General features: G+C 73.0%; 24 protein-coding genes and 1 riboswitch. Of the genes, 13 read left to right on the top strand and 11 right to left on the bottom strand.

Annotation, left to right across the window (positions count from 1 at the left end):
* The first annotated feature begins 72 nt into the window (after window positions 1-72).
* The 3 genes from ACMXN5_RS26485 to ACMXN5_RS26475 all read left to right on the top strand — a co-directional run bounded on the left by ACMXN5_RS26485 (window position 73) and on the right by ACMXN5_RS26475 (window position 2,710).
* Window positions 73-942, top strand: a complete 870-nt coding sequence (locus tag ACMXN5_RS26485) for an alpha/beta fold hydrolase (protein WP_439677316.1) — start codon at window positions 73-75, stop codon at window positions 940-942.
* A 134-nt stretch (window positions 943-1,076) separates the two neighbouring features.
* Window positions 1,077-2,228, top strand: coding sequence for a cytochrome P450 family protein (locus ACMXN5_RS26480; RefSeq protein WP_439677315.1), 1,152 nt, complete (start codon window positions 1,077-1,079; stop codon window positions 2,226-2,228).
* Between the two features lie 248 nt (window positions 2,229-2,476).
* Window positions 2,477-2,710: a hypothetical protein gene (locus ACMXN5_RS26475; protein ID WP_380038116.1), complete on the top strand. Its 234-nt coding sequence runs from the start codon at window positions 2,477-2,479 to the stop codon at window positions 2,708-2,710.
* Window positions 2,711-2,779: 69 nt separating this feature from the next.
* Here ACMXN5_RS26475 and ACMXN5_RS26470 read toward each other — a convergent pair whose 3' ends face one another.
* Window positions 2,780-3,394: a TetR/AcrR family transcriptional regulator gene (locus ACMXN5_RS26470; protein WP_439677314.1), complete on the bottom strand. Its 615-nt coding sequence runs from the start codon at window positions 3,392-3,394 to the stop codon at window positions 2,780-2,782.
* Between the two features lie 83 nt (window positions 3,395-3,477).
* On the opposite strand from ACMXN5_RS26470, the gene ACMXN5_RS26465 reads away from it, so the two are divergent.
* Both ACMXN5_RS26465 and ACMXN5_RS26460 read left to right on the top strand, forming a co-directional pair.
* Complete coding sequence (locus tag ACMXN5_RS26465) at window positions 3,478-4,959, top strand: MFS transporter (protein WP_439677313.1); 1,482 nt, start codon at window positions 3,478-3,480, stop codon at window positions 4,957-4,959.
* Between the two features lie 203 nt (window positions 4,960-5,162).
* Window positions 5,163-5,891: a polysaccharide deacetylase family protein gene (locus ACMXN5_RS26460; protein WP_439677312.1), complete on the top strand. Its 729-nt coding sequence runs from the start codon at window positions 5,163-5,165 to the stop codon at window positions 5,889-5,891.
* A 105-nt stretch (window positions 5,892-5,996) separates the two neighbouring features.
* On the opposite strand, the gene ACMXN5_RS26455 is transcribed toward ACMXN5_RS26460, so the two are convergent.
* Window positions 5,997-6,461 carry a Fur family transcriptional regulator gene (locus ACMXN5_RS26455; RefSeq protein ID WP_395791765.1) on the bottom strand — a complete coding sequence of 155 codons (465 nt, stop codon included), beginning with the start codon at window positions 6,459-6,461 and terminating at the stop codon, window positions 5,997-5,999.
* Between the two features lie 101 nt (window positions 6,462-6,562).
* On the opposite strand from ACMXN5_RS26455, the gene ACMXN5_RS26450 reads away from it, so the two are divergent.
* The 3 genes from ACMXN5_RS26450 to ACMXN5_RS26440 all read left to right on the top strand — a co-directional run bounded on the left by ACMXN5_RS26450 (window position 6,563) and on the right by ACMXN5_RS26440 (window position 10,211).
* Window positions 6,563-7,861 carry a cobalamin biosynthesis protein CobG gene (locus ACMXN5_RS26450; protein ID WP_439677311.1) on the top strand — a complete coding sequence of 433 codons (1,299 nt, stop codon included), beginning with the start codon at window positions 6,563-6,565 and terminating at the stop codon, window positions 7,859-7,861.
* Window positions 7,862-7,971: 110 nt separating this feature from the next.
* Window positions 7,972-8,598, top strand: a complete 627-nt coding sequence (locus ACMXN5_RS26445; protein WP_379997013.1) for a precorrin-8X methylmutase — start codon at window positions 7,972-7,974, stop codon at window positions 8,596-8,598.
* A 68-nt stretch (window positions 8,599-8,666) separates the two neighbouring features.
* Window positions 8,667-10,211 (top strand): precorrin-2 C(20)-methyltransferase, encoded by a 1,545-nt coding sequence (locus ACMXN5_RS26440; protein ID WP_439677310.1) that lies wholly within the window; start codon window positions 8,667-8,669, stop codon window positions 10,209-10,211.
* A gap of 56 nt (window positions 10,212-10,267) precedes the next feature.
* On the opposite strand, the gene ACMXN5_RS26435 is transcribed toward ACMXN5_RS26440, so the two are convergent.
* Window positions 10,268-11,059 (bottom strand): cobalt-precorrin-6A reductase, encoded by a 792-nt coding sequence (locus tag ACMXN5_RS26435; RefSeq protein WP_439677309.1) that lies wholly within the window; start codon window positions 11,057-11,059, stop codon window positions 10,268-10,270.
* A gap of 17 nt (window positions 11,060-11,076) precedes the next feature.
* Here ACMXN5_RS26435 and ACMXN5_RS26430 point away from each other — a divergent pair, with 17 nt between their 5' ends.
* On the top strand, window positions 11,077-12,171 hold the full coding sequence (locus tag ACMXN5_RS26430; RefSeq protein ID WP_439677308.1) for a cobalt-precorrin-5B (C(1))-methyltransferase: 1,095 nt from the start codon (window positions 11,077-11,079) through the stop codon (window positions 12,169-12,171).
* 14 nt (window positions 12,172-12,185) lie between these two features.
* Here the strand turns inward: ACMXN5_RS26430 and cobM are convergent, their stop codons facing one another.
* The 6 genes from cobM to ACMXN5_RS26400 all read right to left on the bottom strand — a co-directional run bounded on the left by cobM (window position 12,186) and on the right by ACMXN5_RS26400 (window position 21,216).
* Window positions 12,186-12,950: a precorrin-4 C(11)-methyltransferase gene (cobM, locus tag ACMXN5_RS26425; RefSeq protein ID WP_439677307.1), complete on the bottom strand. Its 765-nt coding sequence runs from the start codon at window positions 12,948-12,950 to the stop codon at window positions 12,186-12,188.
* Window positions 12,947-14,248, bottom strand: a complete 1,302-nt coding sequence (cbiE, locus tag ACMXN5_RS26420; protein ID WP_439677306.1) for a precorrin-6y C5,15-methyltransferase (decarboxylating) subunit CbiE — start codon at window positions 14,246-14,248, stop codon at window positions 12,947-12,949. Before cbiE ends, cobM begins: the two co-directional genes overlap by 4 nt.
* The gene (gene cobN, locus ACMXN5_RS26415; protein WP_395791751.1) at window positions 14,241-17,888 is read right to left on the bottom strand and encodes a cobaltochelatase subunit CobN; all 3,648 of its coding nucleotides are present in this window, start codon (window positions 17,886-17,888) and stop codon (window positions 14,241-14,243) included. The genes cbiE and cobN overlap by 8 nt, the downstream gene beginning before the upstream one ends.
* A 219-nt stretch (window positions 17,889-18,107) precedes the next feature.
* Window positions 18,108-18,209, bottom strand: a riboswitch (cobalamin riboswitch).
* Window positions 18,210-18,356: 147 nt separating this feature from the next.
* A complete protein-coding gene (locus tag ACMXN5_RS26410) occupies window positions 18,357-19,484 on the bottom strand; it encodes a threonine aldolase family protein (protein WP_439677305.1) in 1,128 nt (375 codons plus the stop codon).
* 92 nt (window positions 19,485-19,576) lie between these two features.
* Window positions 19,577-19,777, bottom strand: coding sequence for a cold-shock protein (locus ACMXN5_RS26405; protein ID WP_439677304.1), 201 nt, complete (start codon window positions 19,775-19,777; stop codon window positions 19,577-19,579).
* 239 nt (window positions 19,778-20,016) lie between these two features.
* On the bottom strand, window positions 20,017-21,216 hold the full coding sequence (locus tag ACMXN5_RS26400) for a CaiB/BaiF CoA transferase family protein (RefSeq protein ID WP_439677303.1): 1,200 nt from the start codon (window positions 21,214-21,216) through the stop codon (window positions 20,017-20,019).
* Between the two features lie 95 nt (window positions 21,217-21,311).
* On the opposite strand from ACMXN5_RS26400, the gene ACMXN5_RS26395 reads away from it, so the two are divergent.
* Window positions 21,312-22,094 (top strand): ArsR/SmtB family transcription factor, encoded by a 783-nt coding sequence (locus ACMXN5_RS26395; protein ID WP_439677302.1) that lies wholly within the window; start codon window positions 21,312-21,314, stop codon window positions 22,092-22,094.
* On the opposite strand, the gene ACMXN5_RS26390 is transcribed toward ACMXN5_RS26395, so the two are convergent.
* A complete protein-coding gene (locus tag ACMXN5_RS26390; RefSeq protein ID WP_439677301.1) occupies window positions 22,081-23,046 on the bottom strand; it encodes a GlxA family transcriptional regulator in 966 nt (321 codons plus the stop codon). The two genes, ACMXN5_RS26395 and ACMXN5_RS26390, sit on opposite strands and share 14 nt — an antisense overlap.
* 119 nt (window positions 23,047-23,165) lie before the next feature.
* Here ACMXN5_RS26390 and ACMXN5_RS26385 point away from each other — a divergent pair, with 119 nt between their 5' ends.
* Both ACMXN5_RS26385 and ACMXN5_RS26380 read left to right on the top strand, forming a co-directional pair.
* Entirely contained in the window at window positions 23,166-24,095 is a 930-nt protein-coding gene (locus ACMXN5_RS26385; protein WP_439677300.1) for an NAD-dependent epimerase/dehydratase family protein, read from the top strand.
* Between the two features lie 68 nt (window positions 24,096-24,163).
* Window positions 24,164-24,712, top strand: coding sequence for an NUDIX hydrolase (locus tag ACMXN5_RS26380; RefSeq protein WP_439677299.1), 549 nt, complete (start codon window positions 24,164-24,166; stop codon window positions 24,710-24,712).
* 73 nt (window positions 24,713-24,785) lie between these two features.
* Here the strand turns inward: ACMXN5_RS26380 and ACMXN5_RS26375 are convergent, their stop codons facing one another.
* The gene (locus ACMXN5_RS26375) at window positions 24,786-25,427 is read right to left on the bottom strand and encodes a DUF4240 domain-containing protein (RefSeq protein WP_439677298.1); all 642 of its coding nucleotides are present in this window, start codon (window positions 25,425-25,427) and stop codon (window positions 24,786-24,788) included.
* A gap of 115 nt (window positions 25,428-25,542) precedes the next feature.
* Here ACMXN5_RS26375 and ACMXN5_RS26370 point away from each other — a divergent pair, with 115 nt between their 5' ends.
* A complete protein-coding gene (locus ACMXN5_RS26370; protein WP_078974592.1) occupies window positions 25,543-25,971 on the top strand; it encodes a TOBE domain-containing protein in 429 nt (142 codons plus the stop codon).
* Window positions 25,972-25,979: the final 8 nt, after the last annotated feature.

Raw genomic sequence — 25,979 nt, 5'->3', positions numbered from 1 at the left:
TCTTCTCCTTGACTCATTAGATCGAACATCGATAGAACTGACCCACCAGCCCGACGACGAAGGCGGAAGATCATGAACATCGCCGCGATTCCGCAGGTGGCGCACCGGTTCGTGGAGGTCGACGGGGTTCGGGTCTTCTACCGCGAGGCCGGACCCGCTGACGCGCCCACGCTGCTCCTGCTGCACGGATTCCCGTCGGCCTCGCATCAGTTCCGCCGGCTGATCGACGTGCTCGGCAACGACTTCCACCTGGTCGCGCCGGACTACCCCGGCTTCGGGCACACCGAGGTGCCGGACGGGTTCACCTACTCGTTCGACCGGCTGGCCGACGTGGTCGAGGGGTTCGTGGACGCGCTCGGCCTGACCCGCTACGTGCTCTACACCTTCGACTTCGGCGGGCCGGTGGGCATGCGGCTGGCCGAGCGGCGGCCTGCGGCGGTCGCCGGGCTGATCGTGCAGAACGCGAACGTGTACGCCGAGGGCCTGTCGGAAGTGGCCCGCGACTTCGTCGCGCTCACCCCCGAGGTCGCCGGTGCGCGGGATCGGGCCGCCGAGTTGCTGGTCCTGCCGGTCACGCGCGGCCAGTACGAGGGCGGTACGGCCGACCCGACGCTGGTGGCCCCCGACGGCTGGACGCTGGACCAGCACTTCCTGGACCTGCCGGGGCGCAAGGACGCCCAGGTCGACCTGGCCCTGAACTACCACACCAACGTCGCGCTGTACCCGAGTTGGCAGGCGTGGCTGGCCGAGCACCGCCCGCCGACGCTGATCGTGTGGGGCCGCAACGACATGTTCTTCCCCGAGGCCGGCGCGCACGCCTACCTGGCCGACCTGCCGGACGCCGAGGTGCACGTGCTGGACACCGGCCACTTCGCTCTGGAGGACAAGCTCGCGGAGGTGGCCCCACTGATCGCCGACTTCCTGAGCCGACTCCCGCGCTGAGCCGGGCGCGGGCAGTGCGGACCCGGGCGGAGCGGCCCCGGGCCGGCGGTTTGGCTTCGCCCGGTGGCGTCGATAGGTTGGCAAAACGTGTTGTCGCCGATCGAAAGCGGTTCCCGGTGGATGTCGCCCGCGCCATGGCCCACGATCCACACGGTGTCTTCGCCCGCATGCGCGAGGCCGGTCCCGTACACACGATCGTCGCGCCCGACGGCAGCCCGGCGTGGCTGGTCACCCGGCACGCCGACGTACAGGCGGCGCTCGGCGATCCCCGGTTCTCGCTGGACAAGTCCCATGCGAGGCCCGGTGGTTACAAGGGGTTCGAACTTCCGCCCGCCCTGGACGCCAACCTGCTGAACATGGACCCGCCCGACCACACCCGGCTGCGCCGACTCGCCGGCCAGGCGTTCACCGCACGGCACACCGCGAGCCTGCGCCCCGAACTGGAGCGTGCGGCCGAGGCCTTGGCCGACGACCTCGCCGGCCGCGAACGGGTGGATCTGGTCCGGGACTTCGCCACCCCGTTCGCGGTCGGCGCGATCTCCGAACTGCTCGGCGTACCGGCCGAGTCCCGAACCGACTTCCGCACCTGGACCAACGCGGTGCTCGGCGCCGACGCCACGCGCGAGGGCATCCGCGCGACCGTGCGCGAGATGTACGCCTTCTTCGTCGCGCTGCTCGCGGCCAAACGGGCGAATCCCGGCCCCGACCTGCTGTCCGCGCTGATCGCCGCGCGGGACGCCGACGATCGGCTGAGCGAGGACGAACTCACCTCGCTGGCCTTCCTGCTGCTGTTCGCCGGCTACGAGAACTCGGCCAATCTGATGGCCGGCGCGCTGTACGCGATGGTGGACGACGAGGTGTTGCGCGACGCGTTGCGGGCCGACCCGGAGGCGGTGCCGACCCTGGTCGAGGAGGTGGCCCGGCACATGTCCCCGGCACTGCTCGCGATCCGGAGATTCCCGCTGGAGGATCTGGAGTTGGGCGGAGTGACCATTCCGGCCGGCGACACGGTCTTCCTGTCCATCGCGGCGGCCAACCGCGATCCGCGCCGCTACCCGCACGCGGACCGCATCCGGCTCGATCGGCCCGACCCGGCCCGCCACCTGAGCTTCGGCCAGGGCATCCACTACTGCATCGGCGCGCCACTGGCCCGCCTGGAGGGCGAGATCGCGGTCCGTACCGTGCTGACCCGCTTCCCGAAGGTCCGGCGGCACGCGCCGATCTCCTGGCAGCCCTCGATCCGGGTGCGCGGACTGAGCAGCCTGCCGGTCGAACTCGGCGGCTGACCCGCGCGATCCGCCGCCCACCGCGTGCCGTTCCGTGGCGGGAATCCCCATGGTCGGTGTTGCCGGGACCAATGGACTGTCACAAGTCTGTGAGAACCCTGTGCGAAGGGGTTCGCGCCCCGTGACGTCCGGGCGGAAAAGGACGAGAGTGGAGGCAGCACGGCAGGGGATCGACGGCGCGAGGCCACAACCGTCGAAGGGTGGCGTGCGATGGATGGGGAGTCGGAGAGATGGCTGTTCGTCGAGCGATGGCAACACGAACGCGCAATGACAACGAGCGGGCACCCGGCCGGGCGGCGGGCGTGCGCTGGTGGACCCGGCGGACCACGCAGGCCGCCGCGATGCTCGTGCTGATGGTGGTGGCACTGGCGGTCGGGCCGTCGCTCGGCGTGCTGCCGTCGTTGTCCGAGCGGGTGAACGGGGTCAGCCGGATCACCGACGTGGTGCACGACTCGGACTCGCACGGCCACCACCGGCACTGACCGTCGGACGGCTTCGGCGCCGGCTCGCGGGGCCGGCCCGTCGCGGGCCCCGACGCGCCCCCCGGGGCCTCAGTACCGCACCGACTCGATCGCCCGGCGCAGGCCGACCTCCAGGATCTCCGGGTCCTCCCAGTCGCGGGTGACGTGGTCGAACAGCAGTCCCTGGAGCAGGGCGAGCAGGACGTGCCCGTCCAGGCGCGCGTTCGTCGATCCCAGGGCCAGCGCGACCAGTTCGGCGAAGCCGCGGAACTCGGCCTGACAGCGGATCATCTCCTCGCGGATCAACGGCTCGCGCGCGCCCGCGAGTTCCAGCTCCAGCCGGGCCAACTGCACGTCCCGGCCGTCGTTCCACCACTCGCGCAGGGACCGGGCGATCCGCGGGTAGTCGATGGCGATCGGGCGCACCGCCGTCATCCGCATCAGCTCGTGGGTGATCTCGTTGGCGTACATCTTGTCGAGGGTGGCCATCCGGTCGATCACGGCCAGGATCAGCTGATCGCGCGTCTTGAAGTAGTACGTCACCGAGCCGTTGGGCAGCCCCGCCTCCTCCTGCACCGCGCGATGGGTCAGCCCGCGCAACCCCTGTGAGGCAAGCACCCGGATCGACGCGTCGAGCATCAGCGTGCGGCGGTCGGCCCGTGCGGGGGGCGGGGACGACGTGGCGGGTTCGTTGTCGTGCGGCATGGGTCCATTATCCCCGAGCTTGACGCTTGTAGAGATTTTCTCTACAACTATAGAAACTACTTCTACGAACGTAGGAATGGCCGATGGCTGCCTCAGGGATACCCGTCACCGCCGCGCCACGGGGGATCGACACTTCCGCGTCCAAACGATCCGGCCGCCCGACGAACCCCAAGCTGGTGCTGCTGCTGGTGTGCGTCGCCCAGTTCGTCCTGCTGGTCGACGACACGATCGTCAATGTCGCCCTGCCGACCATCGGCGACGACCTCGAGTTCGGCGAGAGCTCGCTCTCCTGGGTCACCAACGCCTACTTCCTCACCTTCGGCGGCTTCCTGCTGATCGGCGGCGGGCTGGCCGACCTGCTCGGCCGGCGCCGGCTGTTCGGGATCAGCCTGGCGGTGTTCGTCCTGGCCTCGGCGGTGTGCGGACTGGCCCCCAACGCCGGGGTGCTGATCGGCGCCCGTGCGGCACAGGGCATCGCCGGCGCGATGCTCTCCCCCGCCGCGTTGTCGATCCTGCTGGCCACCTTCCGCGACCCCGCCGAGCGGGCCCGCGCACTCGGCACGTGGGCCGCGCTCACCGGACTCGGTGCGGCCACCGGGCTGCTCCTGGGCGGCGCGCTCGTCGAATGGACCCACTGGCGCTGGATCTTCCTGATCAACCTGCCGATCGGCGCGCTCGCGCTGTTCGCGCTGCCCCGCACGATCGGCCCGGACGACCGCGACGCGCCGCGCCGGGTACCGGACTTCGCCGGTGCGGCGCTCGGCACCGCCGCCGTGCTGACCCTGGTGTACACGGTGGTCGAGACCGACAAGCACCCGTGGGGTTCGACCCGGACCCTGGTCGGCCTGGGCGTGGCCGTCGTCCTCGCCCTCGGCTTCATCGTGCGCCAACGCGCGGCGGCCGAACCGCTGTTGCCCCGGGCCCTGTTGCGGATGCGGCACGTGGTGCTCGCGGACGTCATGGTCCTGGTCGCGGCCGGCGGGCTGTTCGCGATGTTCTTCTTCCTGACCCTGTACATGCAGCGCATCCAGGGCTGGTCGCCGATGCGCACCGGCCTGTCGTTCCTGCCGTTCAGCGTCGGCATGGGCGCGGGCGCGGCGGTGTCCACCAAGCTGCTCGCGCACCGGGGACCGCTGCTGCCGGTCAGCGTGGGTCCGGCGGTGGCGGCGGGCGGCATGTGGTCGCTCAGCCGACTGGACGCGCACAGCTCGTTCGCCGCGCACCTGCTGCCCGCGCTGGTGATCACCGGCCTGGGTCTGGGGGTGGCGTTCGTCGCGATCATCAATACCGCGACCGGCGGTGCGGGCGAGGGTGAGGGCGGGGTCGCGTCGGCGATGGTGACGACGTGCCAGCAGATCGGCGCGGCGATCGGCATCGCGGTACTCGTCACGGTCGCCACCGATCACACGAGGAACCAGGTCGAGTCGGGCGTGGAACGGGGCCGGGCGGCGATCGACGGATTCGCCCGGGCATTCGAGATCCAGGCGGGCCTGATGGCCGCCGCGGCGGTGATGGGCGTCGTGGTCGGACTGGCCGCCGAGCGACACCGGACCGCGCGAAAGTAGGCCGCGCGTGTGACGCCGGTTCGGGTGGATCACCCGGGCCGGCGTCGGGGGTGGTGGGCCGGCGTCGGGGGCGACGGGCCGGCCTCGGCGGGTTCGGCGGGGCGATCCGCGCCGGTGTGATCATGTGCTCCGAACCGGTGAACTCCGCCCGACTCGTGCGTGTCCGCACCGAAGTGATCACAAACGTATGCCAGACACACGACATGGACACCACTTCCGTCACGTCGTCGCGTCGCACGTTGCTGATGGGCGCCGCCGCAACCACCACTCTCGGTCTCTTCGCCGCCGCTCCGTCCGCCTCCGCGACGGACAAGCACCCCACCCCCCGTCCCGCCTTCGTCCCGGAACCGGTACGCACGGTCGACGCCGGCCCCCAACGCGTCGCGGTGACCTTCGACGACGGGCCGCATCCCGACTACACCCCCGGGGTGCTCCGAGTGCTGCGCCGCCATCGGGTGCGCGCGGCGTTCTGCGTCGTGGGCAGCGAGGTCGAGAAGCATCCCCAACTGGTGCGCGCGATCCACGACGCCGGACACATGATCGCCGGTCACTCGTGGTCGCACCCGGACCTTCGGCGGCTGAACCCGGACGAGGTGGCCGAGGAGGTCGACCGCAACCTCGCCGCGATCGCGCGGGTGTTGCCCCGGTATCGCGTCCAGTGGTTCCGCGCGCCGTACGGCGGCTGGTCGCCGGAGGTGATGGGCGCGCTGAGCGCTCGCGGGCTGCGTCCGCTGGGCTGGTCGGTCGATCCGCTGGACTGGTCGCGCCCGGGTGCGGACGTGATCGCCGAGCGGGTACGGAGCGCGCTCACGACCGGCTCGATCGTGCTCAACCACGACGGCGGCGGGGACCGCGACCAGACGATCGCCGCGCTGGAGGTATGGCTGCCCGAGGCGCTGTCCGACGGGTACCGCTTCGTGCACCCGGCCTGACCCGCACCCGATGCGGGCCGCCGCCACCGCTGCCGCCGCCGGGCCCACGTCGACTTCCGTACGCGACCTGGGCCCGGACCAGGCCGGGCCGGAGGGCCCGGCGGCTCAGGTCGGCTTGGCGCAGCGTTCGCAGCGGCCGGTCAGGGCCACGGCGGTCGGGTCGAGGGCGAAGCCCTGTTCCGCGGCCAGCCGGAACGCCACGTCGTCCAGCAGGTCGCCCGGGGCGTGGCCGACCGTGCCGCAGACCCGGCAGCGTACGTACACCCGCGCGCCGCCGACGAGATGGCCCGCCAGGTGGTAGGTGGCCGCGTCGTGCCGGAGCCGGGTGAAGGCGACCAGGTCGAGGCGTTCGAGGGCGTCGAGCGCCCGGTAGATGGTGGTCCGGTGTACCCCCGGCGCGGCGCGGGAGACGGCGGCGAAGATCGCGTCGGCGCTCAGGTGTTCGTCGGCGTCGGCGAGGACCCGCAACACCGCCGTACGCGCCACCGTGACCCGCTCGCCGTGCGCGCGGATCTGCCGCACCGCCTCGGCCACCGGGTCGGGGGTGGGGTGCTGTACACCGTCGTCCATATGCAACAGTGTCGCATCTGGCCGGTGCACGATCCGGCCCGGGGCGACCGACCGGACACCCCGACGCAGGCCGGCGAGGCGGCACGAAGGGGGTGGGGGCGGTGCCGATCCGAGACCGTGACGACGCCTGCCCCGGGGTCGTGGACACCTCCCCCGCCGACGACGGACTGATCGCGCGCGTACGCCTGCCGGGCGGCCGGCTCGGACCCCGCCAAATACGCGAACTCACCGCCCTGGCCGGGCGGTTCGGCACCGGTTCGGTGGATCTGACGGCCCGCGCCAACATCCAGCTGCGCGGTCTGGCCGAGGCCGACCTGCCCGGCTTCGCCGACGCCGTCGCGGCGGCCGGCCTGATGCCCTCGCGCAGCCACGATCGGGTACGCAACATCATGGCGAGCCCGCTGGCGGGTCGCGATCCGCGGGCCCTGCTCGACGCCGACCCGATCCTGACCGCCGTGGACGAGGCCGTGTGCGCGGCGCCGGACCTGACCGCGCTGTCCGGCCGCTTCCTGATCGGCATCGACGACGGCGGCCTCCCGATCGCCTCCGCCCGCCACGACCTGGACCTGGTGGCCCGGTCGGCGAGCACCGTCGCGCTGTACGCCGCCGGCCACGACACGGGATGGCGCTTCGCCCCGGCCGACGCGGCGACCGCGATCGTGCGCGCGGCCCGCGCGTTCCTGACCGCCCGCGCCGACAGCGGCGCCTGGCACGTCCGCGAACTCCCGTACGGCGCAGTGGCGTTCGCCGCCGAACTGGGCGACGACCCGGGGCGTCCCGGACCGGTCGCGGACGGCGCGGCGACGCACCCGGATACGCGGCGGCGCGACGCGGGGCCGCCGATCGGGGTGCTGCGGCAAAGCGACGGCCGGTATGCCGTCGGGGTCTCGGTGCCGCTCGGGCGGTTGACGCCGGAACAGTTGCGCGCGCTGGTCGCGACGGGGGCCGAGGTACGGATCACCGGCTCCCGGGGCCTGGTCGTGCGGGACCTGGCCGACCCGGCGGGCGTGACGGCCGGGTTGGCGGCGGCCGGCCTGTCCGCCGACCCCGCGTCGCCGTGGCGCGGGGTGAGCGCGTGCAGCGGCCTGGGGGCGTGCCGCCGAGCCCTGGCCGACGTCCGCGCGGAGGCGACCCGCCACGCGCTGGGCCACTCCCGGGCCACCGCACTCGTCCTCGACGGCGACCTGGACGAAGACCTCTCCGGCGACGCCGGTCCGGCATCGCCCACCCGTGTCGCCACACACTGGGTCGGTTGTGCCCGCGCCTGTGGCACACCCCCCGGGGCGACCGTGCTGGTGGCCCGGGAGGACGGCGGCTACCTGGCCCTCCGGCCGGATGCCGCCGGGCCGCCGGATGCCGAGGGGGCCACCGCGCCGACCGGGCCGCCGAGCCGGACATGAGCGCCCACGCCCACCCCCCGACCCACCCCCGCCGTGGCCGACCGCCACGTACCCCGATCACCATCACCCCGACCACCATCACCCCGCTCGCGGGCGAAGGAGCAGCCGACGTGGACGACTGGATCAAGGACGGCCCCGAGATCTATCGGCGTTCGTTCGCGACCATCCGGGCCGAGGCGGACCTGTCCCGCTTCCCCGAGGACGTCTCCCGCGTCGTCGTCCGGATGATCCACGCCTGCGGCATGACCGACCTGCCGCAGGACGTCGGCTTCCATCCCGACGTGGCCCGCGCCGGCTCGGCCGCGCTGCGCGACGGGGCGCCGATCCTGTGCGACGCGAACATGGTCGCGTCCGGGGTGACCCGCAAACGGCTGCCCCGGGACAACGACGTGCGCTGCCTGCTCGCCGACCCCCGTACCCCCGTGCTCGCCGCCGAGCAGGGCACCACCCGCAGTGCCGCCGCCGTGGACCTGTGGGTGGACGACCTGGGCGGCGCCGTGGTGGCCGTCGGGAACGCGCCCACCGCGCTGTTCCGGCTCCTCGAACTGATCGACCAGGGTGCCCCGCGCCCCGCCGCGATCATCGGCATCCCGGTCGGCTTCATCGGCGCGGCGGAGTCCAAGCAGGCCCTCGCCGAGCACCCCGCCGGCATCCCCTACCTCGTCGTGCACGGCCGCCGCGGCGGCAGCGCGATGACCGCCGCCGCGCTGAACGCGCTCGCGAGCGAGCAGGAATAGCCGATGCCCCGCACGAGCAGCCCGCGGACCCGCGGCACCACCCCCACACCCACCCCCAGGAGCACAGCGTGACCACCACCGGCCGCCTGTACGGCATCGGCCTCGGCCCGGGCGACCCCGAGCTGATCACCCTCAAGGCGCATCGCCTGATCACCTCGGCCGACGTGGTCGCGTACCCGGTCAAGAAGGGCGCCCGCGGCGTCGCGATCACCATCGCCGAGCCCTATCTGACCGAGAACCAGCTGCGCCTGCCGCTGGAATACCCGGTGACCACCGAGAGCACCGATCACCCCGGCGGTTACGACGGCGCGCTCGCCGACTACTACGACACGACCGCCGCCGAGATCGCCGCGCATCTGGACGCCGGTCGCGACGTCGCGGTGTTGTGCGAGGGCGACCCGTTCTTCTACGGCTCGTACATGTACTGGCACGAACGGCTCGCCGACCGCTATCCCGTCGAGGTGGTCCCCGGGGTGACCTCGGTCAGCGGCGCGGCGGCGGTGCTGGGCCGCCCGCTCGTCCAGCACGACGAGGTGCTGACGATCCTGCCCGGTACGCTCCCGCCCGACGTGCTCGCGGCGCGGCTGCGCACGGCCGACTCGGCCGCGGTGATCAAGCTCGGCAAGCGGCATTTCCCGGCCGTCCGGGGCGCGTTCGAGCGGGCCGGACTGGCCGATCGCACGTGGTACGTGGAGCGCGCCACCACCGAGCGGCAGCGGGTGCGTCCGCTCGCCGAGGTCGAACCGGCCGACGTCCCGTACTTCTCCCTGGTGATCACCCCCTCCACCGCGCCCGGCGGCGAGTTCGCCACCAACCGCACCCCGCGCGAGCCGGAGCCGGACTACGCCATCCCCGAACCCACCGGCGAACTCGGCTCGATCGACGTGGTCGGCCTGGGCCCGGCCGGCCCCGAATGGCTCACCCCCGACGCGCACGCCGCGCTCGCCGCCGCGGACCACGTGGTCGGCTACGGCCCGTACGTGGACCGCGTCCAGCCCCGCCCGAGCCAGAAGCGGCACCGCACCGACAACCGGGTCGAGGCCGAACGCGCCCGCCACGCCATCGCGTTGGCCGAGGCGGGCGGCCGGGTCGCGGTGGTCTCCTCCGGCGACGCGGGCGTGTTCGCGATGGCCTCGGCCGTGCTGGAGGCCGCGCACGAGACGGCCACCGAGGTCCCGGTCCGGGTGGTCGCGGGGCTGTCCGCGATGCAGGCCGTGGCGGCGCGCGCGGGTGCGCCGTTGGGCCACGACTTCTGTGTGATCAGCCTGTCCGCGATCCTCAAGCCGTGGGACGTGATCGAGCGCCGGTTGACCGCCGCCGCCGAGGCGGACCTCGCGGTGGCGATCTACAACCCGGCCTCGAAGACCCGGCGCACCCAGGTCGCCGAGGCCCGCGACCTGTTCCTGAAGCACCGCTCGCCGGACACCCCGGTGGTGGTCGGCCGCGACGTCGGCGGTGCGACCGAGTCGGTACGGGTGGTCCGCCTCGCCGACCTGGACCCGGACGTGGTCGACATGCGCACACTGCTGATCATCGGCTCGTCCCAGACCCGCGCCTACCCGCGCCCCGACGGCGGCACCGGCGTGTACACGCCGCGTCGCTACCCGGCCTGAGCGTCCGGGGCGGGGCCGCCATGCGGGTTTGTGTCACAGTGACTGATATGTACGACTCACGCCCCGCCCGGCGTCCCGCCGGCGACCGCCCTGGCCAGGACCCAGCGCGCGGCGCTCGCGGCGTCGGCGACCTGTTCCGGCGCGGTCGCCTCGGGACGGCGGATCAGCACCACGGGCAGGCCGAGTTCGCGCGCCGCGGTGAGCTTGGCCGCCGTCTGGGTGCCGCCGCTGTCCTTGGTGACGATCGCCTCGACGCGGCGGTCGCGCATCAGCGCGATCTCGTCCTCGACCGTGAACGGACCTCGGGCCAGCAGCACTTCACAGGCCCGGGGCAGTGCGCCGGTGGGCGGCTCGACGCTGCGCAGCAGGAACCACAGATGGTCCAGGTGCGCGTACGGCGCGGTCTCCAGGCGCCCGGTGGTCAGGAACACCCGACGGGCCAGGCCGGGCAACACCCGCGCGGCGTGCTCGGCCGAGTCGACCGGGTGCCAGTCGTCGCCCGGCACGGCCGTCCAGCCCGGCCGTTGCAGCCGCAGGAGCGGTACGCCGGCCTCGGCGCAGGCGGCGACCGCGTGCGCCGAGATGCGGGCCGCGAACGGGTGGGTGGCGTCGACGACGCCCGCCACGTCCCGGGCCCGCAGCCACGCCACCAGGCCGGGTATGCCGCCGAAGCCGCCCACCCGGGACTCGCCGACCGGCAACACCGGCGCCCGGGTCCGCCCCGCCAGCGACGACACGACCCGCAGTCCGGGCGTGTCCGCGACGAGTGCGGCCAGGGTCCGGGCGTCGGAGGTGCCGCCGAGCACGAGGAGCACCCGACCGTCGGCGGATGGTGCCCTCCCGCTCATGACCGGCTCCTGCTCCGATGACACGCCCCGATCGCCCGCTGCGCCGCGGCTGGACCACCGGGGCGTGTGCCACGGCTGCCACGACGGCCGCCTATCAGGCACTGCTGACCGGCGAGTTCCCCGATCCGGTGACGGTGTACCTGCCCGGCGGGCAGACGCCGGCGTTCGCCCTCGCCGTCGAGGAGCGCGGCGCGGACGTGGCGATGGCGGGTGTGGTCAAGGACGCCGGGGACGATCCGGACGCCACGCACGGGGCGTTGATCCGGGCCACCGTGCGGCACGCGGCGGCCGGGTCCGGGGTGACGTTCCTGGCCGGGCCCGGGGTCGGCACCGTGACGCTGCCCGGCCTGCCGCTGCCGGTCGGCGAACCGGCGGTCAATCCCGTCCCGCGCATGCTGATGCGCGAGGCGGTGGCGCGGGTGGCCGGCACGTACGGCGGCACCGGTGACGTCACGGTCGAGCTGTCCGTGGACGACGGCGAGCGCATCGCCGAGCAGACCTGGAATCCGCGCCTGGGCATCCTCGGCGGCCTGTCCATCCTGGGCACCACCGGCATCGTGATCCCCTACTCGTGCTCGGCCTGGATCGACTCGATCCGCCGGGGCATCGACGTCGCGGCGGCCACCGGCGAGAGGCACGTGCTCGGCGCCACCGGCACCACGTCGGAGCGGGTCGGCGCCGAGGTGCACGGGTTGTCCGGCACGGCACTGCTGGACATGGGCGACTTCGCGGGTGCGCTGCTCAAGTACCTGCGCAGGCACCCGATTCCGCGGTTGACCATCGCCGGCGGCTTCGCCAAGCTCTCCAAGCTCGCCGACGGCCATCTCGACCTGCACTCGGGCCGCTCGCAGGTGAACCTGGACCACCTCGCCGAGCGGGCCGCGGCGGTGGGCGGGGACGCGGAGTCGGTCGCGGACATCCGCGCCGCGAACACCGCGCTGCACGCCCTGCAACTGGCCCGCGCCGCCGACCTCCCGCTCGGCGACGCGGTGGCCGAGGCCGCCCGGGACGCGGCGCGCGACCTGCTGCGCGGCAGCGAGATCCCGATCACCGTGGACGTGATCGCGATCGACCGCGGCGGCACGATCGTCGGCCGCGCCGAACCCGCGTAGCGGCGCCCGCCCGGTCATCCGGCCGGCTGCGACTCGGCCGCCCGGTCGCGCGCCTCGCTGTACAGGTGGCTGTCGCAAAAGCCCGGTTCGCCCAGCACGCGGCCGACCATGATGACCGCCACCGCCCTGATCCCGTTGTCGCGCACCAGCGATACCAGGTCGGCCAGTTCGCCGCGCACGATCAGCTCGTCGGAGCGCGACGCGCGGGCGACCACCGCGACCGGGCAGTCCGGGCCGTACAGCGGGGTCAACTCGGCCACGACACGCTCGACTTGGCCGATCGCCAGGTGCAGCACGAGCAGCGCGCCGGAGCGGCCGAGGGTGGCCAGGTCCTCGCCGGGCGGCATCGCCGTCGCGTTGCCGGCGACCCGGGTCAGGATCACCGTCTGGCCCACCGTCGGCAGCGTCAACTCCCGACCCATGGCCGCCGCCGCGGCGGCGAACGCCGGTACGCCCGGGGTGATGTCCCACGGGATGCCGAGCGCGTCGAGGCGGCGCTGCTGCTCGGCCACCGCGCTGAAGAACGAGGTGTCCCCCGACTGGAGGCGGGCCACGTCGTGCCCGGCGGCGTGCGCCGCCCGCAGTTCCTCGACGATCTGATCCAGGTTCAGGTCGGCGGTGTCCACGAGGCGGGCGCCGGGCGGTGCGGCCTCGACGAGTTCGCGCGGGACGAGCGCGCCCGCGTACAGGCACACCGGCGACGCGGCGATGATGCGCAGCCCCCGCACCGTGATCAGGTCGGCCGCGCCGGGGCCGGCGCCGATGAAGTGCACGGTCATGGGTGGGTTACTCCTGGTTCGGGGCCGGCCGGCTTGACGGCCACCCATTGGGTGACCGGCATCGCCGGTCGCCATCCGGTGAAACGGCCCACCGGGGTGGCTCGGGTGATCTGTAGCCGGGTCAACTCCCCGCCGTGCGAGGCCCGATGGCGCACCAGCTCGGCCTCGGTCTCGGCGACCACGGCATTGGCGACCAACCGGCCCCCCGGACGCAGCGCGGACCAGCAACGTTCGACCACACCCGGCACGGTCAGCCCGCCGCCGACGAAGACGGCGTCCGGGGCCTCGCCCTCCGGGAGCACGTCCGGCACCCGGCCGCGCACGATCCGCAGACCCGGTACACCGAGCGCGACCGCGTTGGCCCCGGCCCGCTCGGCCCGATCGGCACGCGCCTCGAAGCCGATCGCCCGGCAGGACGCGTGCGCGCGCATCCACTCGATCCCGATGCTGCCGCTGCCCGCGCCGACGTCCCACAACAGTTCGCCGGGACGCGGCCCGAGAGCGGCCAGTGTGACCGCCCGGATCTCCCGCTTGGTCAACTGCCCGTCGTGCGCGTAGGCGTCGTCCGGCAGACCGGCCAACCGGCTCAGTCCCGGGCCCGGCCCACACGCGACCGCGACCACGTTCAGGTCCGCGAACCGCCGCTCCGGGGCCGCCGCGAGCGCGTCGGCGGTACCGCGCCACATCGACTCGGCCGGGCCGCCCAGGTGTTCCAGCACGGTGACCTCGCTCGTACCGAAGCCGCGCGCCACCAGCAGCGCCGCCGCCCGCCCGGGGGTCAACCCGTCCGCGCTGAGCACCAACACCCGTCGGTCGGCGGCCAGTTCGGCGGACAGGGTGTCGAGCGGTCGGCCCACCGTGCTGACCACGGCCACGGTCTGCGTCGACCAGCCGAGCCGCGCGCAGGCCAACGACGCCGACGAGGCCACCGGCAGCACGGTGACCCGATCGGCGCCCAACCTGCGGACCAGCGTGGCCCCGACGCCGAAGAACATCGGGTCACCGCTGGCCAGTACGCACACCCGTCGGGACGCCGCCAGGTGGGCCACGAAGCCCACCTGGAACGGCGACGGCCACGCGACCCGCTCGGATCCGGTGTCCGGCACCATCGCCAAATGCCGTGCCCCGCCGACCACTACCTCGGCCTCGCCCACCAATGCCCGCGCCGCCTCGGACAGTCCGACCCACCCGTCGTCCCCGATCCCGACCACGGACACCGGACCGGTGCCGGTGAACGGTGCCCCCGCCAGAGACACCGCGTCCGACACCGGCCGCGACACGGGATTCCCGTCAGCCATCCCCCGCGTCCTCGCCGCCTTCGAGATCGCCCTCGACATCCAGGTACACCTCGCGCAGCCCGTCGAGCGTGGCCGCCTCCGGCTTCTCCCACATGCCCCGGTCGGCCGCCTCGAGCAGCCGCTCGGCGATCCCGCGCAGCGCCCACGGGTTGGACGTGCGCATGAACTCGCGGTTGGTCTCGTCCAGGACGTATTCGCCCGCGAGCTTCTCGTACATCCAGTCCGCCACCACGCCGGTGGTGGCGTCGTAGCCGAACAGGTAGTCCACGGTGGCCGCCAGCTCGAACGCGCCCTTGTAGCCGTGCTTGCGCATCGCCTCGATCCAGCGCGGGTTGACCACCCGGGCGCGGAACACCCGTGCGGTCTCCTGCTGGAGGGTGCGGGTGCGGACCGCGTCGGGCATGGTCGAGTCGCCGATGTACGCGGCCGGCGCGGTCCCGGTCAGTGCGCGCACCGCGGCGACCATGCCGCCGTGGTACTGGAAGTAGTCGTCCGAGTCGGCGATGTCGTGCTCGCGCGTGTCGGTGTTCTTGGCCGCGACCGCGATCCTGCGGTACGCGTCCTCCATGTCCTCACGCGCGAACACCCCGTCCAGGCCCCGCCCGTAGGCATAGCCGCCCCACGTCGCGTACACCTCGGCCAGGTCCGCGTCGTCGCGCCAGGTGCGCGCGTCGATCAGCGGCAGCAGGCCCGCGCCGTACGCGCCCGGCCGCGAGCCGAACACGCGCGTGGTGGCGCGCCGCGCGTCGCCGTGCCGCGCGACGTCCGCCCGCACGTGTGCCCGGACGTAGTTGTCCTCCTCCGGCTCGTCCGCCTCCGCGGCCAGCCGCACCGCGTCGTCGAGCAGCAACACCACGTGCGGGAAGGCATCCCGGAAGAAGCCGGAGATGCGCACCGTCACGTCCACGCGCGGGCGGCCCAGTTCGGCGGGCGGGATCGTCTCGATCCCCGTCACCCGGCGCGACGCGTCGTCCCAGATCGGCCGCACGCCCAGCAGCGCCAGCACCTCGGCGATGTCGTCGCCGCTGGTCCGCATCGCGCTGGTGCCCCAGACCGAAAGGCCGACCGAGCGCGGCCAGTTCCCGTCGTTGTCGGCGCGGTAGCGGGCCAACAGCGAGTCGGCGAGCGCCTGTCCGGTCTCCCAGGCCAGTCGGCTGGGGATCGCCTTCGGATCCACCGTGTAGAAGTTGCGGCCGGTCGGCAGCACGTTGACCAGCCCGCGCAGCGGCGAACCGCTGGGCCCGGCCGCGACGTAGCCGCCCTCCAGGGCATGCAGCACCGCGCCGATCTCGTCCCCGGTGCGGTCCAGGCGCGGCACGATCTCGGTCGCCGCGAACGCCAACACCTCGGCGACGGCGGGCGATTCGCCGCCCAGCACCTCGGCGGTGACAGCCGCCGCCCGAGTCGGATCCCAGTCGGCCGCCTCCATCGCCGCGACCAGCCGGTGCGCCCGGTCCTCGGCGTCGTCGGTCTCGGTGCGCGAGGCGCTGCCGCCCTCGACCAGACCGAGGGATTCGCGCAACCCCGGCAGCGCGGCGGCCCGTCCGCCCCACACCTGACGTGCCCGCAACATCGCGGTGACCAGGTTGATCCGGCCCTCGCCGGTGGGCGCGCTGCCCAGGATGTGCAGGCCCTCGCGGATCTGCGCGTCCTTGACCTCGCACAGCCACCCGTCCAGGTGCAGGATCAGGTCGTCGAACTCGGCCTCGTGCGGCCGGTCGGTGATGCCGAGGTCGTGGTCCAGCTTGGTGGCCTGGATCAGCGTCCAGATCTGGCTCTGCAGGGCCGGGCCCTTGGCGGGGTCGAGCGCCTGCACGTTGGCGTATTCGTCGAGCAGTTGCTCCAGGCGGGTCAGGTCGCCGTACGTCTCGGCGCGCGCCATCGGCGGCACGAGGTGGTCGACGATGATCGCGTGCGCGCGCCGCTTGGCCTGTGCGCCCTCGCCCGGGTCGTTGACCAGGAACGGGTACACCAGCGGCAGATCGCCCAGCACCGCGTCGGGACCGCACTCCGCGGACAGCCCCAGGTTCTTGCCCGGCAGCCACTCCAACGTGCCGTGCTTGCCCAGGTGTACGAGGGCGTGTGCGCCGAAGCCGCCCGGCCCGGCGGGCGCGTCCAGCCACCAGTAGGCGGCCAGGTAGTGGTGGCTCGGCGGCAGGTCCGGGTCGTGGTAGATGGCGACCGGGTTCTCGCCGAAGCCGCGCGGCGGCTGGATGATCAGGATGACGTTGCCCGCGCGCAGCGCGGCGAGCACGATCTCGCCCTCCGGATCGCGCGAGTGGTCCACGTACAGCTCGCCGGGCGGCGGGCCCCAGTGCTCCTCGATGTTCGCGCGCAGCCCCAGCGGCAGGGTGGCGTAGCGCTCGCGGTAGGCGGCGGCGGAGATCCGGACCGGGTTGCCTTCGAGCTGCCCCTCCGTCAACCACTCGGGGTCCTGGCCGCCGGCCGCGATCAGCGCGTGGATCAGCGCGTCGCCGTCCGGGGGTTCCAGACCCGGCAGCGCGTCGGCGCCGTCGAGCGCGCCGACGTCGTAGCCGGCCGCGCGCATCGCGCGCAGTAGCGCGACCGCCGAGGCGGGGGTGTCCAGGCCGACGGCGTTGCCGATCCGGGAGTGTTTGGTCGGGTACGCGGAGAGCACCACGCCGACCCGGCGCTCCGCGGCCGGTACGTGCCGGAGCAGGGCGTGTCGTACCGCGATCCCGGCCACCCGGGCGGCCCGTTCGGGGTCGGCCGCGTAGTGGGTGAGCCCGTCCGCGCCGGTCTCCTTGAACGAGAACGGGACGGTGATCAGCCGGCCGTCGAACTCCGGTACGGCCACCTGGGTGGCCGCGTCCAGCGGCGACAGGCCCGCGTCGCCGGCCTCCCACTCGGCCCGGCTGGTGGTGAGGTTGAGCGCTTGGAGGATGGTGATGTCGAGTCCGGCCAGCGCGCCGACGTCCCACTGCTCGTCGTCGCCGCCGGCGGACACCTCGGCGGGCTTGGCCCCACCGGCGCCGCCCGCCGCGAGCACGGTGACCAGGAGCGCGTCCAACTCGCCGAGCGCGGCGAACAACGACTCGTCGGCGCCGCGCAGCGAGGCGCACCAGATCGGTACCGGCCGCCCACCCGCGTTCTCGATCGCCGTGCACAGGTCGGCCACGAACGCGGTGTTCCCGGCCAGGTGGTGCGCGCGGTAGTACAGCACGCCCACCGCCGGACCGTCGCCGCCGGACGCCGTGCGGTCGAGCCGCCCCCAGGAGGGCACCTCGACGGGCGGCTCGAAGCCGAAGCCGGTGAGCAGCAGCGTGTCGGACAGGAAGCGGTACAGCTGGGTCAGGTTGGCCGGGCCGCCCTGGGCGAGGTAGGCGTGCGCCTGCGCACTCACCCCGGCGGGCACCGTGGCCAGTTCCATCAGCGCCGCGTCGGCGGCGAGTTCGCCGCTGACCACGACCACCGGGCGCGGTCCGGCGAGCAGCGCGTCCAGGCCCGCCTCCCAGGCGCGCCGGCCGCCGAGCAGGCGGACCACGACGAGGTCGGTGCCGTCGAGAAGCGCGGGCAGGTCGGCCACGTCCACCCGGGAGGGGTTGGCCAGGCGCCAGTCGCCCTCGCTCGCCTTGGCGCTGAGCAGGTCGGTGTCGGAGGTGGAGAGGAGGAGGATCACCGGGAGCCTCCGGCGGGGACGATGCCGAGGGCCGACCGGCGGGGCGGGTGGCCGCCGGGCGTGGAGTGGACGGGCGTGTGGCCGCCGGGCGTGTGGTCGCCGGGCGTACGTCGGCCGGGTGTACGTCGGCTGGGTGTGCAAGAACGCCGGCAGGACGAAATCGTCACCTGGAAGCGCCTCTCCGGGGTCCGCGCCCCATCGGACTCGGGGTGAGACGCGCAGTTCCTGACTCCCGGTCGCGCCGTGGTCGACGTCGGTCGACGTCGTACGGCGGAGCCGGTCACAGTGGCGGGACCGTCCCGGGATCGCACCGGGTTCCTGCCACGCCCTCCCCGCGCCGGTAGGGCCGGCGCGGGGCCAGCATTGCTCAGTGGCCCGCCTTGACGCAACATGCCCGGATCGGCGTGGGCGGCGGGGGTGACACATGTCACCGACGCCCGCCCGTCGGCTCGCCCGCCGCGCCCGCGCTCAGCCGCTCTTGCGGACTCGCTCCACGAACGCGCCGAACTCGTCGGCGACCTCGTCCTCGGTCCACTCCAGGGCGGGTTCGGCGACGGTGATCTCCGTGTACGACAGGCCCGGCAGCCCCGGCTCGGTCCAGCGGCCGGTGAGCCACACGCCACGCTCGACGGCGTACTCGACGTTCACCCGGTTGAGCAATTCGGCCGGGTACGGCAGCCACGCCTGGAACTGGTGGGTGTGCGGGACCGCCGGGAACACCCTGGTCCGCGGCACCCGGGCAAGGCCGGCCGCCACCGTTGCGGCATGCCCGACGCAGGTCGCCAGCCGGGGCAGGGTCTCGGTGAGCGCGGCCAGCGCCTCCAGCGCCATCGGCCAGGCCTGGAACGGTCGCCCGCCGTAGCGGTGGCGCCACGCGTGCGCCTCCTCGATCAGCTCGGCGTCGCCCGCGAGAGCGGCCCCGGCGCTCGCGCCGAGGCCCTTGTAATAGGACACGTACACCGAGTCGAACAGGTCGACGATCTCGGTCAGCCCGTGTCCGAGCCCCGTGGTGCTCTCCCACAGCCGGGCACCGTCCAGGTGCAGCGCGGCGTCCCGATCCCGGGCGGCCTGTACGACGGCGATCAGCTCGTCCCAGGCGGGCAGTACGAAGCCGTGGTCGCGCAGCGGGAGTTCGTAGAAGAGCGTGCCGAATCGCTCGGCGCTGCTCCGGACGTCGTCGGCGGTGATCTGCCCCGGCCCCTGGGCGAGCACGAGCGGCCGGAGCCCGGACAGGACCGAGATCGCGTCACGCTCGTAGGTCAGCGGGTGGGCGCGGGGGTGGATGCCGACCACGTCGGATCCCGTGGCTCCGGCATGGATGCGCAGCGCGGCCTGCTGGGCCATCGTGCCGGTGGGGAAGAGCAGCGCCGCCTCGGTGCCGAGCAGCTCGGCGGTCCGGGCCTCCAGGCGGGCAACGGCGCCGCCGTCACCGTAGGTGTCCGGCCATTCGTCGGGGTCGACGTTCTCCCGCGCGTAGGCGTCGAGCCGGGCCAGCCGCTCGGCGACCGTGGCGGGCCGTACCCCGGACAGGATCCGGCCGCATGCACGGATCACGCGCATGCGGCCGACGTGCTCGTCGTTGCCGATGTATGCCATGGGGGCATCATGCAACGCGCGGGGATCGCTCCGGTACGCGCACACGGCCCGCCCCCTGAAGGGGACGGGCCGTGCGGGTGGTGCGGCGTGGATCAGACGGTGATGTTCTCCGCCTGCGGGCCCTTCTGGCCCTGCACGGAGTCGTAGCTGACCTTCTGACCTTCGGTCAGCTCACGGAAGCCCTGCGACTGGATCGCCGAGTAGTGCGCGAAGACATCCGGGCCGCCGTCGTCCGCCTGGATGAAGCCGAAGCCCTTTTCCGCGTTGAACCACTTCACGGTTCCAGTAGCCATACAAATCTCCTTCGTGGTGCCGAATGCGGACGTGCACACACGCACATCCACAGGCCGCAACAGCAATTCACTCTTCACACGAATCCGGTCTGGATAAACAAAAAGCGCCCGACGGTCACGACCGTAAGGCGCTCACAAAATTCATGGGAACCACTACTGCAACTGCCTCGAGGCTAGCACGGAAATGTCGCGGGGCTCGGGAGGCGGAGAAATATTTCCGGTCGAGGGCCGCGTGTCGGCTACTCGCGGGGCGCCTTCGGCTCGGGTTCCGGCTGTGGTTCCGGCTTCGGCTTCGGCTCGGTGAACCCCAGCTCCGCGAGGATCGCCGCCGTGTGCTCGCCGACCGCCGGGATCGGGCCCATCGCCGGTTCGCGGCCGGCCACCGTGACCGGCGGCAGCAGCGCGCGCAGCGGGCCGGCCGGGGACTCGACGGTGCGCAGTCGGTCACGGGCGGCGAGTTGCGGGTGGTCGGCGAATTCGGCGACGGTGCGCATCCGGGCGTTGGCGATGCCGACCGCGTCCAGGCCCGCCACGATCTCGTCGGCCGTACGGTCCGCGAAGGCGGCCTCGATCAGCACGGTCAGCCGCTCGTTGGCCGCCACCCGCAGCGAATTGCTGCGAAAGTCCGGATCCTCGACCAAATCCGGCCGCCCGAGCACCCGTTCGCAGAGCGCGGCCCACTCGCGATCGTTCTGCACACCCACGAACACCTGCCCGCCGCCGCCCACGCGGTACGGCCCGTAGGGCGCGATCGCCGCATGCCGGGCCCCGGTTCGTGGCGGGGGTGTGCCGCCGTAGGTCGCGAAGTAGTACGGGAACCCCATCCACTCGCCGAGCGCATCGAGCATCGAAACCTCGAACGAGCTGCCCTCGCCCGTGAGTTGCCGCTCGTAGAGCGCGGTGAGCAATCCGGTGAAGGCATACATCGCGGCGGCGATGTCGGCGATCGGAATCCCCGCCTTGGCCGGCTCCTCGGCGGTACCGGTGACCGACAGCAGTCCCGCCTCGCACTGCACGAGCAGGTCATACGCCTTCTTGTCCCGATAGGGTCCCGCGGTCCCATAACCCGATATTCCACAAACGATCAGCCGAGGAAATCTGGCCCGCAATTCCGCCGCGCCGAGCCCGAGCCGATCGGCCGCGCCCGGAGCCAGGTTCTGCACGAACACATCGGCCCGGGCCAGCAGTCGATCCAAAATCTCCGGCGCCCGCTCGTCCTTCACGTCGAGCGTCAGACTTTCCTTCCCCCGATTGGCCCAGACGAAGTGGCTGGACAAACCCTCGACGGTCTCGTCGTACGCCCGGGCGAAATCCCCCGCCCCGGGCCGCTCGATCTTGATCACCCGGGCGCCGAGATCCGCCAGTTGGCGTGTGGCGTACGGCGCGGCGATGGCCTGTTCGAGCGAGACGACGGTGACACCCGTGAGCGGTAGGAACACGCCCCCATCCTGACAGAGCCGGGCCCGCGCACGGCCGCTCGGCGGCGGCGAACCCTTCGGTCCGGGCCGAAGCGTCCCGGGGTGATGATGGCGGCATGGACTCGATCGCACGTGCCTCCGATCCGGATTCGGTGCCTCGCCTCGCCGCGCTCGCCGCGTTGCTCGCGGACGAGACGCGGGCGGCGGTGTGCCTGGCCCTGCTGGATCGGCGGGCCTGGACCGCCGGCGAGTTGGCCCGGCACTGCGGGGTCGCGCCGTCCACGATCAGCGAGCACCTGAGCCGCCTCGTCGAGGGTGGCCTGCTGGTCGGGGAGCGGCAGGGGCGGCACCGGTATGTGCGGTTGGCCGATGCGGGGGTGGCGCGGCTGGTCGAGGACCTGGCCGCGTACACGACGCCGGCGACCCCTCGGCCGGCGGCGTCGCTGCGGGCGCACTCGGCCGGCGCGGCCCTGGCCCGGGGGCGTACCTGCTACGACCATCTGGCCGGCCGGCTCGGTGTGGCGATCACCGACGCGCTCACCGCCCGGGGTCTGCTCCGCCAGGACGCCGGCTTCGCGATCACCGACGCGGGCCTGGCCTGGCTCACGGAGCTCGGCGCCGACCTCACCACCTCCGGCAAACGCCCCCTGGCCCGCCCCTGCCTGGACTGGACCGAACGCCGCCACCACCTGGCCGGCACGGCCGGCGCCGAACTGTGCCGGCTGTTCCTGTCCCGGGGCTGGACCGAACGTGTCGGTACGGGCCGCGCGGTCCGAGCCACCGAGGCCGGCCGCACCGAACTGGGCCGGATGTTGGGCATTCGGGCGGAGGAGTTCGAGGTGACGGCGGGCGGCACGGCTCCGGCCCGAGCGGAAGTCGGCGGCCTCACATGCGCGTGAACGCCGCTCGATAGCCGCTGGGCGTCAGGCCGGTGCGGCGGAGCAGGTGTTTGCGCAGGGAATCCGTGGTGCCGATGCCGCTGTTGTGGGCCACCTGTTCCATGGTCAGGTTCGTCGATTCCAGCAACTCCCGGGCCCGGTCGATGCGTTGGTGGAGGAGCCATTGCAGGGGGCTGAGGCCGGCCTCGGCGTGGAAGCGGCGGGTGAGGGTGCGCACGCTGGTGTTCGCGTGGGCGGCGAGGTCGGCCAGGGTGAGCGGGTGGTCGAGCCGGGCCAGGGCCCAGGCGCGGGTTTCGGCGAGCGATACGCCGTTCTCCGCCGGGAGGGGCGTTTCGATGAACTGGGCCTGGCCGCCCGGGCGGACCGGGGCCGCGACGACCAGGCGGGCGACGGTGTTGGCGATCGCCGCGCCGTGGTCGGTGCGGATCAGGTGCAGGCACAGGTCGATACCGGCGGACAGACCGGCGGAGGTCAGGATCGGCCCGTCCTCGACGTACAGCACGTCGGGTCGCAGGTCGACGGCCGGGAAGCGGCGGCGGAACTCGTCGGTCATGGTCCAGTACGTGGTGGCCGCGCGCCCGTCGAGCAGGCCGGCCTGGGCCAGCACGAAGGCGCCGGTACAGATCGACGCGACGCGTTTGCCGGCCGCCCCGGCGGTGCGCAGCGCGGTCAGGATCCTCGGGTCGGCGTCGGCGCGAGCTCCGGTGCCGGTGACCACGACCGTGTCGGCGGTGTCGATCGTGTCCAGGCCGTGCGGCACCACGATGTCGAGGCTGCCGGTGCCGACGACGGGGCCGGGATCGGCGGTGCACACCCGCACCTCGTACCCGGGCGCGCCGTCGGCCAGTTCGACGGCGCCGAGCACCAGTTCCGGAATGGACAGGTCGAAAGTGGTCACCGGCGGCACGGCCACGACGGCTATTCGATGCATGGCCCCCGACGTGACCCCCATGGCCCGAACCTCCGGATGTTTGGCATTCCGGCCACTACCGTACGCCCGGGCGGAAGCGGAAGGCTGGGCACGTCCGTTCGGACATCCCCCGCCACCCCCCTTTCCCTCCTGGAGTGATCATGTCCACATCCGCCGTGTTCCACGTCGTGGTCGGCGCCGGCACCACCGGTACCGCCACCGCCCTGCTCCTGGCCGAGTCCGGCGAGCGGGTCCGTGTCGTCACCCGGCGCGGCGGCGGCCCGGAGCATCCCTTGATCGAACGAGTCGCCGCCGACGCGTCCGACGCCGCGCGCCTGACCGAACTCACGCGTGGCGCCGCTACGTTGTTCAACTGCGCGATGCCGGCCTACGACCGCTGGCCCACCGACTGGCCACCGTTGGCCGCCGCGCTGTTGACGGCGGCGGAGCGGACGGGGGTGCGCTATGTGATGCTCGGCAACGTATACGGCTACGGCCCGGTGGACGGGCCGATGACCGAGGACCTGCCGATGGCGCCGACCACGGTCAAGGGCCGGGTCCGGGCCGACATGTGGACCGACGCGCTGGACGCGCACGAGGCGGGCCGGGCCCTGGTCACCGAGGTGCGCGCAAGCACGTACCTCGGCGTGGGCGTGGCCTCGCTGTTCAACTTCGTGGTCGTCCCGAACGTGCTCGCCGGCACCCCGGCCGCGGTCCCCGACGACCTCGACGCGCCCCAGAGTTGGTCCTACAACGGCGACGTCGCCCGCACCCTGGTCGCGGCGGCCCGCTCCCCCGAATCCTGGGGCCGCGCCTGGCACGTCCCGTCGTCCACCGCCTCCATCCGCACCCTGACCACCCACTTCGCCACCCTGACCAACTCCCCGACCCCGACCCTGACCCGAATGTCGATCAACGAACTACGCGCGCTGGGCCGGGAAAACCCGATCATCGCCGAGTTCGAGGAAATGCTCTACCTGACGGACGGCACCTCCCACCTGGACGCCACGACAACCACCGAACACCTGAAAATCACAGCCACCCCCACGAAGACCACCCTCACCGAACTGGCAACCGCCGCAAGCAAGTAGCCCAGCGGACGGCGCGGTGGCGAGGGAAGCCGTTCGGCCCCGGGAGCCGAGTCGCGATACTGAGCGCCATGACACAGACCCCGGACCCGGACCCGACGGCGGTCCCGTTCTCCCGGATCAAGGTCCGGGTCGGCGCCCTCGTCTTCTGCGGCGCCGAGATCGCCCTGATCCGACGTGACCGTGGCGGCTCCCCGCTCTACGTCCTGCCCGGCGGCAACGTCGAGGAGGGCGAGGATTTCGCGACGGCCCTACGCCGCGAACTCGTCGAAGAACTCGACCTCGACGTAGAGCGGGTCGAGGGCGGCGAGCTGTTGTGGATCCTCGACCAGCGCGTCAGCCGCCCGGGTCGCACCCCGCCGCCACGCAAAATCCACCTGATCCACCGCCTGCACATCACCCCCGAAATCCGCGCCCGCCTCGCGGCGCACGAGCGGGACGAACTCCCCGACGGAAGCCACGAAGTCGGCACGATCGTATGGATCGACTACCGCAAAACCGCCGAACTTCTCGTCTTCCCACCGATCACCGGGCCTCTCACCGCCCTACCCACCCCACATGCCCCCACCACTGACGCCGCCTTGCCCCCGGTGACCGACGAGACATACACCTGGCGCTGAAGGACCTCGCGCCCATCCTCCGCCGATAGCGTCGGCGACCGATCGCAGCCGTCGCCCGCCGCGCCGTCTCGGGTCAGGGGAAGAGGGCGTGCAGCTTGGGGAGGAGTCGGGCTCGGGCGGTGTCGGTGAGGCCGTCGTCCGGTGGGCTCGGATCGGCCGGGAGGTCGATGTCCAGGGCGTCCAACGCGTTTTCCAGGCCGTCCTCCAGTCCCGTTCGCGCCTCGTATGCCTCTGCGGCGACGTAGGCCAGTTCCTCCCACTGCGGCCATTCCGCGTCGGACCAGGATTCGAACGGCCGGCCGGCCAGGCACCGCACCTCCGGCAGGTCGGCGAGCGCGTCCGGGTCCGCGACCACCCGCTCGTAGGCGTCGCGGCCCAGGCCGATCACCCAGGGTTGGAAGTACCAAAAGCCGTCGTCGGAGCAGAAACCACCCATGATCCGCGCGGCGGCGGCCCACGACATCCACGTGTCCAGCGGCCGGCGCACCTCGTCCAGGCCGACCTGGAAGCCCACGATCTCCGGCAGCGGAAGGCCCGAGAGCCGATCGCACAACACGCGCAGGCGTTCGTTCGGGTCGGCGCCGGTCCGGCGGGCTTCCTCGATCAGGTTCCACACGTCGTCTCGATGCACGATCGCCACCCTGCCGGCCGGGTCCGACACAGCCGCCACGACGCCGCTGCGGATGGCCGACCGGATCGAATCTGCGAGGCCCATGGCGGAAACATCCTGGCATCTGCAAGGATGACGCTCCGCAGGCGACGGCCCGGCCGCCGCCTGCGTACATCGGCTTCGCTCCGGCGGGAGAGACGCGCGTGGCTAGGATCCGGCCGTGAACACGTTCGGAATCGGTGACGCGGCGGCTCTGCTCGGTGTGAGCGCGGACACGGTGCGGCGATGGGTGGACTCCGGTCGACTCGACGCGCGGCGGGACGAGAACGGTCGGCGGGTGGTGGACGGTGCGGCGTTGGCCGCGTTCGCCCGCTCGACGGCCGCCGGCGACGCCCGCGCGGACAGCGAACGGCTCGGCTGGTCGTCGGCGCGCAACCGCTTCCGCGGCATCGTCACCGACGTCCGCAAGGACACGGTGATGGCCCAGGTCGAGATCCAGGCCGGGCCGTACCGGGTGGTCTCGCTGATGAGCGCCGAGGCCGCGGACGAACTCGGCCTCCGGGTCGGCGTCCTCGCCACCGCGGTCGTGAAGTCGACGAATGTCATGGTGGAGCGGACCGAGGGCGCGCGCGAGCACTCCCTCGAATAGCTGGGAGT

It is taken from the genome of Embleya australiensis (genome assembly GCF_051903075.1).
Classification (GTDB): Bacteria; Actinomycetota; Actinomycetes; order Streptomycetales; family Streptomycetaceae; genus Embleya.
This window is presented reverse-complemented; position numbering and strand designations above follow the sequence as displayed.